Annotated in this window: 9 protein-coding genes; 5 read left to right on the top strand and 4 right to left on the bottom strand. The window is 69.6% G+C overall.

The window, feature by feature from the left end; translation table 11 throughout:
• The first annotated feature begins 115 nt into the window (after positions 1 to 115).
• The 5 genes from ABZX85_RS20870 to ABZX85_RS20850 all read left to right on the top strand — a co-directional run bounded on the left by ABZX85_RS20870 (position 116) and on the right by ABZX85_RS20850 (position 6,501).
• Positions 116 to 1,144 carry a sugar ABC transporter substrate-binding protein gene (locus ABZX85_RS20870; protein ID WP_355870441.1) on the top strand — a complete coding sequence of 343 codons (1,029 nt, stop codon included), beginning with the start codon at positions 116 to 118 and terminating at the stop codon, positions 1,142 to 1,144.
• 8 nt (positions 1,145 to 1,152) lie between these two features.
• A complete protein-coding gene (locus ABZX85_RS20865; RefSeq protein ID WP_355870438.1) occupies positions 1,153 to 2,826 on the top strand; it encodes a sugar ABC transporter ATP-binding protein in 1,674 nt (557 codons plus the stop codon).
• The gene (locus ABZX85_RS20860; protein WP_355870435.1) at positions 2,823 to 3,803 is read left to right on the top strand and encodes an ABC transporter permease; all 981 of its coding nucleotides are present in this window, start codon (positions 2,823 to 2,825) and stop codon (positions 3,801 to 3,803) included. Before ABZX85_RS20865 ends, ABZX85_RS20860 begins: the two co-directional genes overlap by 4 nt.
• Before the next feature lie 35 nt (positions 3,804 to 3,838).
• Positions 3,839 to 5,686 carry an amidohydrolase gene (locus ABZX85_RS20855; RefSeq protein ID WP_355870432.1) on the top strand — a complete coding sequence of 616 codons (1,848 nt, stop codon included), beginning with the start codon at positions 3,839 to 3,841 and terminating at the stop codon, positions 5,684 to 5,686.
• A gap of 170 nt (positions 5,687 to 5,856) precedes the next feature.
• Complete coding sequence (locus tag ABZX85_RS20850) at positions 5,857 to 6,501, top strand: hypothetical protein (RefSeq protein WP_355870429.1); 645 nt, start codon at positions 5,857 to 5,859, stop codon at positions 6,499 to 6,501.
• Between the two features lie 226 nt (positions 6,502 to 6,727).
• Here the strand turns inward: ABZX85_RS20850 and ABZX85_RS20845 are convergent, their stop codons facing one another.
• From ABZX85_RS20845 to ABZX85_RS20830, 4 genes are all read right to left on the bottom strand, one after another.
• A complete protein-coding gene (locus tag ABZX85_RS20845) occupies positions 6,728 to 11,458 on the bottom strand; it encodes a glycosyl hydrolase family 18 protein (RefSeq protein ID WP_355870427.1) in 4,731 nt (1,576 codons plus the stop codon).
• A gap of 858 nt (positions 11,459 to 12,316) precedes the next feature.
• A complete protein-coding gene (locus ABZX85_RS20840; protein WP_355870425.1) occupies positions 12,317 to 12,952 on the bottom strand; it encodes a hypothetical protein in 636 nt (211 codons plus the stop codon).
• Between the two features lie 1,034 nt (positions 12,953 to 13,986).
• Positions 13,987 to 14,463: a hypothetical protein gene (locus ABZX85_RS20835; protein WP_355870423.1), complete on the bottom strand. Its 477-nt coding sequence runs from the start codon at positions 14,461 to 14,463 to the stop codon at positions 13,987 to 13,989.
• Between the two features lie 395 nt (positions 14,464 to 14,858).
• Positions 14,859 to 15,251 carry a VOC family protein gene (locus tag ABZX85_RS20830; RefSeq protein ID WP_355870421.1) on the bottom strand — a complete coding sequence of 131 codons (393 nt, stop codon included), beginning with the start codon at positions 15,249 to 15,251 and terminating at the stop codon, positions 14,859 to 14,861.
• Between the last annotated feature and the right edge of the window lie 24 nt (positions 15,252 to 15,275).

Raw genomic sequence — 15,275 nt, 5'->3', positions numbered from 1 at the left:
ATCGCGCAGCCACCCCTCGGTATTTCTACGGATGGCGGCGCCGGGGCCATGGGTCTTTCCTGTTCCGCACACCGCCCGGCGGCACCGCCCGCCCACCTCCCGGAGAGCCCCAGCCATGAACCCACAGCACAGGCCGTTCACCTCCCCCGCCTCCCGCAGACGCTTCCTCACCCTCTCCGCCGCCGCCCTCGGCGCCACCGCACTGACCGCCACGGGCTGTACGGCGCCGGCGAGCACGTCCGCCGACAAGTCCCCGGCGCCCACCGGGAAGCTGACGAAGATCGGCCTGGACTACCCCTTCACCCAGCTCCCCCTCTACTCGACCCTCGTCAAGCTCGCCACAGCCGGCGCCGAGAAGCACGGCATCTCGCTGGCGACCACCAGCGACAACGCGAGCGCCGACACCCAGGCCACCAACCTCACCACCTGGATCACCCAGAAGGTCCCGGCGATCGTCTCCTTCCCGATGGTCTTCGAGGCGACCGACGCCCTCGCGAAACGCGCCCTCGACGCCGGCCTCATCTGGGTCACCTACGGCGGCAGCCTGGAACACCAGAGCGCCGACATCCAGTTCAGCTTCCGGGAGGGCGGCACGCTGCTCGGCGCGGCGGCGGCCCGGTGGGCCACCGAACAGCTCGGCGGCAAGGGAAAGATCGCCTTCCTCACGGACAGCACCATCGCACTGGGCCGCGAGCGCACCGAGGGCATGATCGACGCGTTCACGAAAGCGGCCCCCGGCGTCGACGTCGTCGCTCGGGAACAGGCCATCGACCCCGATACCGGCCTGACCAAGGCCAAGGCGATCCTCGCCAAGCACCCCGACCTCAACCTCGTCCTCGGCGTCACCGACGCCGCCGCGTACGGCGCCTTCAAGGCGCTCCAGCAGGCCGGCCGCGCCCAGGACGACGCGAAGACGTTCGTCGGCGGGCAGGACGGCGCCGCGCCCTCCCTCCTCGCCGTCAAACAGGGCACCTTCTACCGGGCCTCGGCCGCCCTCGCGCCGCACGACCTCGCCTCGGCGATCGTCGACGTCCCCCTCGCGGTCGCCGCCGGCAAGGCCGACCCCAGCGTGCAGGTGCCGATCACGCTCGTCGGCAGCGGGGACGTCGCGAAGATCGACGAACTCCTCGCGCAGAACGCCTGAGGTCCGCCATGACCACCATCAACCTGCGCGTCCGGGGGCTGACCAAGTCCTTCGGCGGCGTCCGGGCGCTGGACGGCGTCGACCTCACCGTGCCCGCCGGACAGGTGCACGCGCTGCTCGGTCACAACGGTGCCGGGAAGTCGACCCTCATCAAATGCCTCGGCGGAGCCTTTCCGCCCGACGCCGGCACGATCGAGATCGGCGGTACGCCCTACACCCGGCTCACTCCCCGGGAGTCGATGGCCGCGGGTGTCGCGATCATCTACCAGACGCTGAGCGTCATCGACGCGCTCACCGTCTCCGAGAACATCTTCCTCGGGCAGGAGTGGACCTGGTACGGGCGTATCCACCGCAAGGCGCAGGACGAGGTGGCGGCCGGGCTGCTGTCACGGGTCGCCGCGACCTGCTCGCCGCGCGACCGGGTGGGGGAACTGCCCATGGGGCAGCGGCAGTTGGTGGAGATCGCCAAGGCGCTGAGCCGGAGCGCGTCCGTACTGGTGCTGGACGAGCCGACCGCCGCGTTGTCCGGGGCGGAGAGCGATGCGCTGGGCGCGCGGGTGGAGGATCTGCGGGCTCAGGGGCTGGGGATCGTGTACGTCACGCATCTGCTGTCGGAGGTGGAGCGGCTGGCGGATGTGGTGACGGTGATGCGGGAGGGGAGGGTGGTGCATCACTCGGAGGGGGGTGGGCGGAGTCGGGGGGAGTTGGTCGCGGTGATCGCGGGGCGGGTTGGCAGTTCGGATGCGGCGGAGGGGGCCGGGAGCGTGAGGGGGCCGGAAGGTTCCGGGTCTTCGGACGGGGCTGATGGCGTCGGGAGTTCGGAGGGGGCCGAGGCCGGCGGGCGGTCGGGCGGGTCCGGGCGGATGGGGGCCCCGCGGGCACCCCGGCTCACCGTCGAGGCGTTGCGCGGCCCCGGCTTCGGGCCCGTCGGGCTCACGGTCGGTGAAGGGGAGCGCGTCGCGCTGTTCGGGCTCATCGGGTCGGGGCGGACCCGGCTGCTGGAGACCCTGTTCGGCAGGCGCCGCGCGCTCGGCGGGACGATCCGGATCGGTGACGACAGCGTCGTCCCCAGCCGCCCCGCCGAGGCGCTCGCCGCCGGGATCGCCCTGGTCCCCGCCGACCGCCGGACCCAGGCGCTCTTCCCGGCGCTCACCGCTCAGGACAACGTCCTGCTCCCCTCGATCCGCCGGCTCGCCCGGTCCGGGGTGCGGATGCCGCGCGCGGAGCGACGCGTCTTCGACGGGCTGGCCGAGTCCGTCGGCCTGCGCCCCGCCCGCCCCAACCTCCCCGCCGGCGCGTTCTCCGGCGGCAACCAGCAGAAACTCGTCCTCGGCCGCTGGATCAACGAAGCCCGCCGGGTCAGGGTCCTCCTGCTGGACGAACCGACCCAGGGCGTCGACGTCGGCGCCCGCCAGGAGATCTACCGCGTCGTCTCACGGATCGCCGAACAGCGGGGTACGGCCGTGCTGTTCGCCTCCAGCGACCCGGAGGAGGTCGTCGCGCTCGCCGACCGCTGCCTCGTCGTCGCCGGGGGCCGGATCGTCGCCGAACTGTCCGGGGCCGGCCTCACCGAACAGGCCCTGCTGTCGGCCGTGCACGACACCGACCGGGCGCCGGTCGAAGGCGCACCCGAAGCCGAGGCCGAAGGCGCGTCCCGAGTCGAAGCCGAAGGAGCCTCATGACCACCGTCGACCACGCCCTCACCCGCCCGCGCGACCTGGCCGCCGGGAGCCTCGCCGTACTGCGCCGCCACCCCCTGATCGCCGTGCTCGCCGTCCTCGTACCGGCGTTCCAGCTGTCCACCGGCAGCTTCCTGGACCCGTCCAACCTCAGTGGTATCGCCACCGACGCCGCGACCCTCGCGATCGTCGCCGTCCCGCTGGCGCTGCTCGTCATCAGCGGCTACCTCGACCTGTCGGTCGGCTCCACGCTCGCCCTCGGCGGGCTGGTCGCGGGCCGGCTCGCGAGCGACGGTCAGCCACCGGTCGTCGCCGTGGCGGGCGCGCTGGCCGCGGGCGCGGCGGTCGGCGCGGTGAACGGCGTGCTGTGCTGCTACCTCGGCCTGTCGCCGTTCGTCGTCACGCTGGGCATGCTCACCGCCGTACGCGGTCTGGCGCAGCAGGTGTTCCCGCTGCCGCTGAGCGGCTTCGGCTCCGGGTTCGCCTGGCTCGGCGGGGCGCGGATCGCGGGGCTCACGGCGCCGGTCGTCATCGCCGCGGCCGTCCTCGTCGTGGGCGCGCTGTTCCTGGCGTGGACGCCGACCGGACGGCACGTCTTCGCGATCGGCGTCAACCGGGAGGCCGCCCACCTCTCCGGGATCGACATCCGCCGGACGCCGTTCGCCCTGTTCGTCGCCACCGGGGTCGCCGCCGCGCTGGCCGGTGCCATCAAGGCGTCCGTGCTGGACAGCGTCGTCGCGGGGACGTCCGGCGCGGGCTTCGAACTGGCCGCGCTCACCGCCGTACTCGTCGGCGGCGTTGCCCTGACCGGCGGCTCCGGTTCGGTCTTCGGGGTCCTCCTCGGCGTGGTGTTCCTCGGGGGGCTCCAGAACGGCCTGACCCTGCTGAACGTACCGACGTTCTGGCAGCAGATGGCGCAGGGCACCGCGCTGATCGCGGGCGCCGCCCTCGCCTACTTCGCACCGCGTCCCGGACGTTGACCAGCTTTTCCAGCTTCTCTAGAGAGAGGGCTCTCATGCCTGAAACCGATCCCACCCTCATCCTGACCGGCGGCCAAGTCCTCACCGTCGACCACGAGTTCACCGTCGCCGAAGGGGTCGCGGTACGCGGCCGGGACATCGTCGCGGTCGGGACCGACGCGGAGGTCCGCGCGCTCGCCGGACCCGGGACCCGGATCGTCGAGCTGAACGGACGGACCGTCCTGCCCGGCATCAACGACTCCCACCTCCACGGCGCCGCCTACGGCATGACGAAGCCCCCGTTCGCCCTCGACGTCGGCCATCCGGCGGTGGGTTCGGTCGCCGACATCGCGGCTCTCGTGGGCGGCGCGGTGTGCGCCGTCGCGCCGGGGGAGTGGATCGTCGGGCTCGGCTGGGACGCCGGCTACCTCGCGGAGTGCCTCGCCGACCCAGGCCGCTACCCCCACCGCCGGGACCTGGACGAGGCCGCCCCCGACAACCCCGTCTGCCTCACCGACTTCTCCCAGCACACCGTGTGGGCCAACACGGCCGCGCTGCGCCGCTGCGGCATCGACGCCGGTACGGCGGCGCCGACCGGTGGCGTCATCGACACGGACGCCGACGGCGAGCCGACCGGCATCCTCCGCGAGGCCGCCGCGCGGCTGATCCAAGGGGCGCTGCCCTCACCCACGATCGCGCAGCGCCGCCTGGCCATCGAGGGGGTCGTCCGGGAACTCCACTCCCTCGGCATCACCAGCTACACCGAGCCCGGACTCGGGCCCGGGGGCGGGGACACGTTCTTCGGCGGCCTGAGCACCGACAACTGGACGGCGTACACGGAACTCGCCGGGGAGGGGGGTCTTGAGGCGCGGGTGAGCGTGTTGCTTCTGCCGGCGCCGATGGGGGGTGGGGCGGAGGATCTGCGGGAGGGGTTGGGTGAGTTGGGGGCGGGGGTGGGAGGGGTGCCGGAGGCGGAGGCGGAGGCGGAGGCAGAGACGGAGGCCGGGACGGGGACGGAGGCGGAGGGGCTGCGTGCGGGGGCGGAGGATCTACGGGCCCGGCCGGACGGGGTGCGCGAGGGACGGTACGTGCCGAACCGCCCCGCCACCCCCGACCCCCGGCTGCTCAACCCCATCGGCGTCAAGATCTTCGCCGACGGCGTGCCGCCGAACCGCACCGCCTGGATGAACGAGCCCTACGCCGGCGGCGGTCACGGCGCCCTCTGCGTCCACGGCGACACCCCCGCCGTCCAGGTCGAGGAACTCCGCGAGATGATCCGGACCGCCCACGAGGCCGGCTTCCAACTCGGCGTCCACGTCACGGGGGACCGGGCCATCGACACCGTCGTGGACGCCTTGATCGACGCCGACCGGGCGGCCCCCCGCCCCGACGCCCGCCACTACGTCATCCACGGCGACTTCATCAGCGCCGACAGCCTCGCCAGACTCGCCGCCCACGGCTACGGCGTCAACATGAACCCCGCGATCAAGTGGACCGTCTCCGACCTCATGGACGAGGTGGTCGGCCCCCGACGCTCCGCCTACCAGTGGCCCGTCCGCTCCGCCGTCGAATCCGGCGTCACCGTGTGCGCCAGCTCCGACGCCCCCATCACCACCCCCGACTGGCGCCAGGGCGTCGCCTCCATGCTCCTTCGCGAATCCAAGGCCACCGGTCGCCGCAGCGGCCCCGACCAGTGCGTCTCCCTCCCCGACGCCCTCCGCGCCTACACCTCCCACCCCGCCCGCCAGGACTTCGCCGACACCTGGAAAGGCACGATCGAACCCGGCAAGGTGGCCGACCTCTGCGTCCTGAACCAGCCACTCCTCGCGCTCGATCCCCACGACATCACCGGGGTGGAGGTGGATCTGACGGTGTTCGACGGGCGGGTGGTGTACGAACGCTGACCGGGCGTCGAGGAGGGGCATCCGGACTCCCGCAGGAGCCGGCCCGACACTCCGACAACTCACCGCCGTCAAACCGATATCGAACGCCACATCACGGAATGTTCACACTGTCTCTACATTTGGCGCGCAAGTCACATGATGGTCCTTCAGTACCAAGATATGGGGGAACCATGCTCAAGCATGCTGTCGTAACCGCTCTGGCGATCACCGGGCTTGTCGCCCTGACCGCCTGCAACCCGGCCGCGACCGGCAGCAGCGCCACGGAGACCGGAGCCGCCGCGTCGGCGCCCGGCGACACGCCTACGCCGACGGGTACGCCTACGCCGACGGACGCGGCGAAGACCGGAACGCTGCCGGACATGAAGGGCAAGGGTCTACAAGCCGCCCAGGACCAGGCGCAGGCCGCCGGCTTCTACCTCCTCACGTCGCACGACGCCCTCGGGCGTGGCCGTATGCAAGCCTTCGACCGGAACTGGAAGGTCTGCTCACAGACCCCGGCTCCCGGGCCGCGTTCGACCGACGCGAAAGTGGATTTCGGGGCGGTCAAACTTGAGGAGAGCTGCCCCGCCAAGGACGAGGGAACGGTACGGCAAGCGGGGGCGACGATGCCCGACTTCCGAGGCAAGTCCGTCAAGGCCGCCCGCCAGTCCCTCGACTCCTCCACCGGCATCACCGTCAACGACGTCTCCGGCGAGAGCCGCATGATCCTCCTGGAATCCAACTGGAAGGTGTGCACCCAGAACCCGAAGCCGGCAGCCCAACTCGACGGGCAGCCCGTCGAGTTCGGCGCGGTGAAGTTCGGAGAGTCCTGCTGATGCCTGTCCAGTTGTGACGACTCACGCGTGAGCCGGCAGGATGCGCTTGCGCCGCGTGTCGTGCGGGCCGGGCGCGAACCCAGCTCCCACGCGCCGGAGTTGACGTCCAGGACCGGCGTTCGTGCAGCTCTGGTTCGGTGCCGCACTCGCATACTCACGCAGAAGAGTGCTTCCTCCCGTACGGATGACAGGAGGAAGCACTCTTCGGGTTACCTGAGTGGAACGGTCAGCCGGCGGTGCCGATCAGTTTCCAGGGTTCGTGGTCGGAGTCGACCCCGGTGCCCGGGGCGCTGCCCTTTGTTTCCCACTTGGCTTTCCAGACCTTGCCGTTGTACTTGACGGTGGTCTGCTCGATCGGCTGGCTGGCCGGGGAGTAGACCTTGGTCGAGTCCCAGTTCGCGGCGCTACAGCCGCCGGCGGGCGGGGTGGCCGTGCCGAGTCCCTTGAGGTTGTCGGTCGAGGGCGCGTACGCCGTACCGCCGATCGACAGGCTCGTGTTCACGGGACCGGTGATGGGGAGGAAGTAGATGATCGGCAGGTCGAGGGACTTGCCGGACGGGATGATCTGGCAGTAGTCCAGCGTGGTGGTGACCCGGTGGAACGTCGAACCGGCCGTCAGCTTCCACTGCCCGCCCTGCTCGCCGGTCTGCCAGTTGCCGTCCTTGACCAGCGGCGACGTCGAGGCCGGGATGTCGAACGACAGCGTCGTGTCCTTACCACCGCCGAGCGTGCGCCCGGTGTTGTTGGTGATCCGGACGGTCGGCTGCAACGGCCACAGGTTCGCCGTGCTGGTCGGGTAGTTGACCATCTCGACGCTCAGGTTCGCCGTCACCGTCGGCCCGGTGCCACCCGTGCCGGCCCGCAGGCTGTTGTTGTACGCGCCGATGTTGCCGAGCTTCTCGTTCAGCCGGGTGGTCAGCGTGTACCCCATCCCGCACGGGGTGTCCGGCTGGATGTCCGCCGGGCAGGAGTAGTCACCGCCGAGCTCCCACATCATCACGCCGCCCGCACCGGTCGACTTGACCAGATCGGTGACGGCGTCGATGCCCTGCTCGTCCTCGGTCGACAGGAACACCTTCTTCTCGGCGTTCCACAGCCACGACGTCTTCGTGGTGTCGTCCCAGTACCGGGTGTACAGGCCGGTGCGCCGGTCGGTGACGTCGGTCTCCGGCGTCAGCCCGACACTGCGGGCGTAGACCGGCGTGATGTTCTTCTCCAGGTTCTTGGTGTGCCACAGCGGGTTCGTCCCGGAGCCCAGCTCGCTGCCGTTGTTGGTCTCGTCGTGCCAGATGTTGTCGATGCCGAACGCACCGTCACCGCACGGCCGCTTGATGCCGGTACCCGGCTCACAGCCGTTCGGCTTCTGCGACTTGCCCCACAGACCGTTCGTACCGCCGGTGACGTTCTGCCAGCCGCGCGTGTAGTAGGGCACCCCGATGTTGACGCGCCCGGCCTGCATCGCGCCGCGCATGTACTTCATCGCCCAGTCGGTGTTGAAGTACCCGATCTTCCCGTACTCCGGGGTGGCGTACTGGTCGGCCAGCTCCGGGTCCTTGCCGTCGTCGAACAGCGCCGCGTTCGGGCCCACGACGTCGTTCCAGGTGCCGTGGTAGTCGTACGCCATCAGGTTGGTGAAGTCCTGGTAGTCCAGCGCGGTCTGGTTCGCCATGCCGCGCGCCAGGTAGCCGGAGGCGGACGACGCCGAGGTGAGCAGGTAGTACTTGCTGTCCGCGACCGAGGCCCGGTTGAGGGAGTCCCGCAGCGTCTTCATCAGCGCGGCGTACGTCGTGGGCAGGCCCTTGCGACGCGGGTTGGACACCGCCCAGTCGGACGGATTGCCGGTGTCCTCCAGGACCGTGGGGTACTCGAAGTCGATGTCGACCCCGTCGAACCCGTACGTCCGCAGGAAGTCGACGACCGAGCCCGCGAACGTGTCGATCCCGGCCTGGTTGACCGAGCCGTCCGCGTTGGTGGTCATCGTGTAGAAGCCGCCGGAACCGGCCCAGCCGCCCACCGAGATCAGCGTCTTCACGCGCGGGTGCAGGCGCTTGTACTTGGTCAGCAGGTTGAAGTGCCCCTTGTACGGCAGGGAGGCGTCCATCTCGGCGCCGGGCTCGCCGGGCCACTCCTTCTGGGTGGCGTTCGCGTCGACCGCGATCCTGTTGTTCTCCACCGACGCGAACGCGTAGTTGAGGTGGGTCACCTTCGACCAGGGGATGTTCTTCACCAGGTAGTGCGGGGTGCCGTCGGCGCCCGTGCGGCCACCGTTGAAGTAGCCCACGACCCGGCGGCCCCGGCCCTCGCCGAGCCATTCGCGCCCGTCGCTCTGGTAGACCTTGCAGTACGGCGTCGCCACGCCCGCCGTGGTCGCGAGTCCCTCCGGCCGGCAGTCGCCGGTCGCCGCCGGCCGCGTACCGCCGTCGTCGCCGCCGGGGTGCGCCTCCATCGGGTCGCCGACACCGCCGTTGACGCCGAGGTCACCGGCGCCGCCGTCGCTGCGGGTGCCGTCGCCGTAGCTCGGGACCAGCCAGCCCTCGATGTCGCCGGCGCCGCTCGCGGCGGCCGTGACTGCGGCGGCTCGGACAGCGGTCTTCGCCACAGAAGCCGTGGACGCCGTCGTCGTACCCGAGCGGGTCACGGCGAAGTCCTCGATCCCGTCGCCGTTCAGGTCGGCGAAGGTCCCGAAGGTGCCCTGGAACGGGTCGTCGGAGCGGACCACGCCCAGCGACTTCCAGCCCGTGGTGACGGTCCACGGAGCGCCGGTGTTCTGCCAGGCCCGGACCTCGCCGGTGGTGAACTCGACGCGGACGGTGTCGGCCTTGCCGTCGCCGGTGATGTCGGCGAAGGCGACCTGCGCGCCGCGCGACTCACCCGGCGTGGCGAAACCCGAGACCTTGCTCCAGCCACCCTCGGTCGGCATCCCCTTGCCCTTGTTCTGCCAGGCGGTCGGGAAGCTCATCCGGTCGAGCGTGATCAGGTCGTCGCGGCCGTCGCCGTCGAGGTCGGTGAAGTACAGCTCCGGCTCGTAGGTGAGGTTGTTCGCGACGATCGTCGCGGTGCCCCAGCTGACCGTGGAGCCGCTGCTGGTGTTGCGCGACATGCGCATCGCGGGGATGCCGGTCGGCGAGTCGGCCGCCGGGAGGATGCGGACGTAGTCGTCCTTGCCGTCGCCGTCGAGGTCGGCGAAGTAGACCAGCGCCGGGTTGTTCCCCTTGTCGGCGGGGCTGATGTCGCCCAGCGAGACCGCGTCCTTGCGCGGGTCGTCGTTGCGCCAGCCGGTGACCTTGCCGTCGGTGCCGACCACCGCGTAGTCGGCCTTGCCGTCGCCGTTCAGGTCGGGGAAGGCGATCTTCGAGCCGGTCGCGGCGGCGTCCCGGATCTTGCCGATCGGCTCCCAGACGTACGAGCGACCGCTGATCATGCGCTGGAGGTACGCGATCCGGGCGCCCTCGCCGAAGGCGTCCGCGATCTTCTGGTAGCCGGTGTCGGTCGGGTAGATCTCATTGGTGATGTCCTGCGTGGTGACCCCGCCCAGGTCCACCAGGACCAGCCGTGCGCCGCCCTCGATCTTGGCGTAGGCCATCGTGCGCAGCGCGCTGTTGTAGGCGTCGATACGGGCCTGGATCGTCGGGTTCGTCGACGGCGGCAGGGTGCCGAGCAGGACCGTGGTCGTCGGCGAGGTCCGGTAGATCGCGTCCAGGAAGCCCCGCATCTTGCCGGCCGTCGCCGCGCCGTCGGCGCCGCCGGACAGGTCGGCCGTGCCCGCGACCAGGGTCATCAGGTTCGGCCGCAGCGTCTGGAGCGCGGGGATCGTCTGGGCCTGGATGTCGTCGATGCCCTTGCCCTCGAACCCCATGTGGTCGGGGTCGCCGCGCTTGCCGTTCTTCTGCTCACCGACGAAGTCCGTGCGCGTGAAGATGTAACTGGCCACCGCGCCGACACCGAGCGCGACGGCGGTCAGGCCCTTCAGGATGCCGTTCAGATGGTCCCGGTAGCCGCCTTCGTCGCTGCTGTTCGCCCCGACCGTGATCCCGTCACCGGTCGGCATCACCCGCAGGTCGTCGATCGACGGGCTGGCGGCGGGCGGGTTGCTGCCGCCCGCGTTGAGCCGGCCGGACTGCACCGGCCAGTGGTCGGAGCTGCCCTCGGAGCGGACCGACACCGCCAGCGGGTGGTCGAAGTGGGTGGTGACGAAGTAGTCCAGCTCACCACCGCTCTGATGGGTCGCCAGACCCGAGCTCTGGGCCCGCATGGTCGGCGGGAAGCTCGACCGGCCCGAGAGGACGTCCGGGTCGACGTTGAAGTCGCCGCCGACCGTCACGTGGTACGTGCGGTTGGCCTGCGCCCCGAGGGCCGTGATCCGGTCGTCGATCGCGTCCAGCATCGCCCCGGAGTCACCGCCGCCGCCGGACAGGCCGTGCATCGTGAAGTACCACTCGTCGCCGAACCGCGCGCCGAGCGCGTTGCGGCCGGCGTCCACCGGGTTGCCGACGACGATCAGCTCGTCCGGCGCCTCGGTCAGGACGAGCGCGATGTTGACCCGGCCGCCGATGCGGCGAGGGTTGCTCACGTCGTCGGCGGTCTGGAGGAAGTAGACCTCGCGGGTCGGGAGGGCGCTGCGGTAACTGCTGTCGACCCGCCAGGTGTGGTGCAGCACCGTGAACTGGTGCTGGTTGCCCTGGCTGTCGGTCGTGGTGAAGGTCTGGGAAGGCTGCGCGTTGCTGTTCTGAGGCGGCTGCGGGCCGGCCTCCTGGAGCATCAGGATCGGCGCCTGCAACGCCAGCCGCTGGACCGTCGTCCACTTGCTGCCGTTCTGGGCGTTGTTGCTGGCGCCCTGCATGTTCCAGGAGATCAAGGGCGTGCTGTTCGCCGGGAAGTCGGTGGCGGAGGCCGGCACGACGAGTGCCGCTGCCAGCCCGGCCAGCCCCACCACGACGGCGATCAATCGGCGGAACAAAAGTCCCCCATTTCTTGCATCCAACAGATCGGGGACATCCGGATCGTTGAAACTAACAATTTTCTTAACTGTAAGCCCTTGATCGTTCATGAAGTTCTGTCAGCTTGCCTGTGCCCTTTTGTGGCGGGTGTTGGTGGTGATGTCGGACGTTGGGCGCGTTGTCAGGTTCCGTTCTTGGAGCGAACCCGTTCCGGTCGCGAGGGACGTTCTGGAAGGGTGAGCCGTATGGACGAAGGAGCCCTCCCGATATTTCACGTCGAGGACGAACCCGGTGCGGTCGCGGGGGACGGACGGTCGGGTTTCACCAGGCATGCCAGGGGATGCGTGGTTGCCTTCCTGGCCGTTCAGCTGCTGCTGCTCGTATCCGGGTGCAAGGGCGGATACCAGCAGCAGTACGAGGAGGGTTACGCAGCCGGTCAGGACGAGTCGACTGTGTGCGCGGAGTACGAGACACCGGACGGGCGGGAACCGTCCCGGCAGTGGATGGCGGGCTGCGACGACGCCGCAGCGGGCCGACCGGCTGATCCACCGAAATCTCGGTGAACTCGCATTTGTTCGTCGGTGCCCGCCGCGGTCGGCGGTCTGCCGAGGTGCCCGGGGAGTGTTCCTGGGAGTGCGGTGATCGCGAGCGTGGGCGGTTTGCGTTAGTGGACCTTCGGGGGCGGGATCAGTGCGAGGGACATTGCCTCGGCCTCGGCGTCGATGCGCGCCTGATCGGTATGGGCGACCAGTATCCCGGTGATGATCGTGGATGGCGCAGGTGTGGTTGTCGTGGGGCTCCAGTTGAAGGTGGCGGCGGTGCGACAGTGACGGCGCTTCCTGGCGCTGTCATTCGGGCGGGGCGACCGAAGCCGGTCGTCACGCTTTCCGTTCTCCCGGCGTGAACGGGCCGGTCACGGGGGCTACGCACTTGTCGACGACGGTCTCCTCCCCGGCCGCCGAGCCGTCCAGGCAGAGGCGTCCGCCCTGGTCGCGGAGGTCGAGGAAGAACCGCGTGATCTTACCGGACTGCTTGAGATCGTGGATGCGTTCGTCGATGTAGCCGAGGTCGTTCAGGATCGCCCTGACTTTGGTGGGGGTGGGCTCCGCCAGGTTCCAGAGCGCTTGGGCGATGCGCTCCTCGTGGAGATTGCCCGCGCACCAGTCGCGAGCGTTCAGCTCCACCTCCGGGCCCGCCGTGGGGGCGATCGGTTCGATCGCGTCGCTCGGCGGTGTCTCCGCAGTGGACGACATCTCCGCCGGACCGCTCGGCGGGGCCTCCGGAGGAGCGCTCGCAGGGCACTGCTGCGCAACTTTTTTCAGCATCTCCGTGAAGGCCGTCGCGGGCTGAGCCTCGGCGATGCCGGCGGGTCTGCTTTGCGATCGGTCGGCTTTCGCCTGCTCGGTGCCGCAGGCGGTGAGAGCCAGGGCGGCCAGTGCTGCCATCGCAAGCATGAGGTGCGGGTGGCGGGGGGAGCGGGTGGTGGTGTCGGCCGAGGCGGAGAGTTGTTTCATGCGCCAAGTCTTCGAGTCGGGCGCAGCTTTGACTTGAGTACGTGTACTCAGGTGAGTAGGGGCGCGCGCTCAAACTGTGTTGAGGCGGGACCATGTTTCCACCGTTGGTGACTCAACGTCCATGGAGATCAAAGAAGTTGACCTCCGATCACATGCGGGTCGTTCGTGTAGAGAGTCGGGTGAGAAGCGCGCGGGCAGTCTGTCTGTTCGCGGGCGGAGTCGGGTGGGAGTCTCACTGCACAGCTGCGCAGGGCGGCACCGTGGGGACTACGTGGCCCCGCGTGCGCGGGGACCACCGTCGGCGTGTGGAGCCAGCAGGTCGGCGTAGGGGAACACTCCCGCGTGCGCGGGGACCACCGCGCGTGAGCTCGGGCTTTTTCTGGCCGGTGGGTTGTTTTCCGTTACTTGTAGAGAAACGGACATTGCGGTCACTGGATGGCGGCTTGCTGAAAGAGGGAGTCGGGAGGTGCTTGTGTTGGTGATGCGGCGCGTCGGCCGCTTTGGTTCATATGCTGGCTGGTCAGGGGTGTGAAGGGCATTCGTTTCCCCGGTGTCGGGATGCCAATCGTACGGATTGCCGCTGGTTGTCATGGGGTGTTTCGGGGGCCCGGCGGGACGTGGATCTGATGCTGGCGTCGGGGCTCGTTGAGTGGAGGGCTTGGGCTGCGTCCTCCAACTCGCATGGGCGGGAGTTCGGGCCGGTCTGCCGGGCGCCAGGGTGGATGTTTGCTGGGCGAAGTTCAGATGCTCCTCGGCGTCCGTGGCATTCATCAGCAAGGTGCTGTCGGAACTCGCAGATTCCGGCCTCAGCTCAAGGCTGAGGTGTCGTCTGATTCGCGACCCGAGCGATGCTGCCTTGGCGAATGTGAACGCGCTGAGGGGCGTGCCCACCGATGGTTACGCCTTGAGGGTCGAGTTGGTTCGAGGGGGACTCAAGCGGCATGGAAACGGACGCACTTTGCCCTGGCTCGTCGATGAAGTTGCAGGTCGGCGCCTTTCCGGTGCCGGGTTCGATTCCCCCAAAGCCGTCCCGACTACGGACGGCTCTCCGCATCGTGAGCCGGTAGTAGCCCCACCAGCGCGTCCACGGCCTCGACAGCGTTCGGAGTGGCGAGTACGAGTACGGGATCGGGCTTCCTGAGAAGGAGGCCGCTCCAGACCCGGAAGACGGGACGGTTGTCCGCGCCGTCGGTGCCGAAGGAGATGGACCCCGCCAACTCGTTGGCATTGTCCTGTGCGCCAGGCATCCAGAACGTCGGTCTGTCCACGAACCGAAGGTAGTTGTGGCTGGTGAACGGATACCACTGGCTCAACGCGCTCGCCCTGGCGGCCAGCACCAGCTCCTCTTCGACAGGAGGAACCCACGAGTCGGTGCCTCGCACACTGGCGTCGGCGTACCGCGCGACCTCCTCCACCCAGTCCCATGCGACTGTCAGTGACCACGGGCCATTCATCTCCATCCACCAAGTCTGGCTCGATGCGCCGACAGTCACGACAGTCACGACAGTCACGACGGTTCCGATGAGACGCTCTTGGAGCGGCTGATGTGACCACACCATCGAAACCGTCCTGGACAGCTCCGTTCACCAGGCTGAGCCCGCCCCCTCGGCAAGCTGCTGACCGTCGTGCGCCGCGCAATCCCCAAGAGCTGGACGGCGGAGTCGTGTACGAGGAAGCCTCCGAGAGACGGCACCTGTTCCGGCGGACCGGGTGGCCAGGGGGAGGGCTTCGCGGCGCGGGAACGGCGGAGGACATCGACGACCGTGGCGAGGACGAGCACTCCTCGGACCGCGAGCCGTTCGTCGACGAACTCCGCTGGGCCCACGGGGCTGCCGCTGTCCTCTCGGCGCAGGCGGAGTCGAGACGCTCGGCGGCGTCGGGCCGAGCCCCCCTGCCGAGCGCCGAGTCATTGACCCGCCGACTCCATGGCAGCCCGCTCCGCCGCACTACGCAGCACACAGAACTCATTGCCCTCGGGGTCCGAGAGGACTGCCCAGCCCGAGCCGTCGGGGTTGCGGCGGTCGGTGAGGAGGGTGGCGCCGAGGGTGAGGAGGCGTTGGACCTCGTGGTCGCGGGGGGTGTCGGGGCGGAGGCAGAGGTGGAGGCGGTTCTTGGTGGTTTTGGGGTCGGGGACCTGGTTGAAGTGGAGGACGGGGCCTTCGGGGAGGAGGACTTGGACTTCCGGGTCGCCGGGACGGTCGTCCGGGTGGAGGGGGCGGCCCGTCACCTTGCTCCAGAACTGGGCCAGTTCATAGGAGTTCGCGCAGTCGATCGCCACGTTCTGCAATACCGAGACCATGGCGTGAGCCTCGCGGAAAACGAC

This window comes from Streptomyces sp. NPDC004539, assembly GCF_040610055.1.
Taxonomy (GTDB): Bacteria; Actinomycetota; Actinomycetes; order Streptomycetales; family Streptomycetaceae; genus Streptomyces.
The sequence above is the reverse complement of the archived record's forward strand: the minus strand, read 5'-3'. Positions and strand labels throughout refer to the sequence as shown.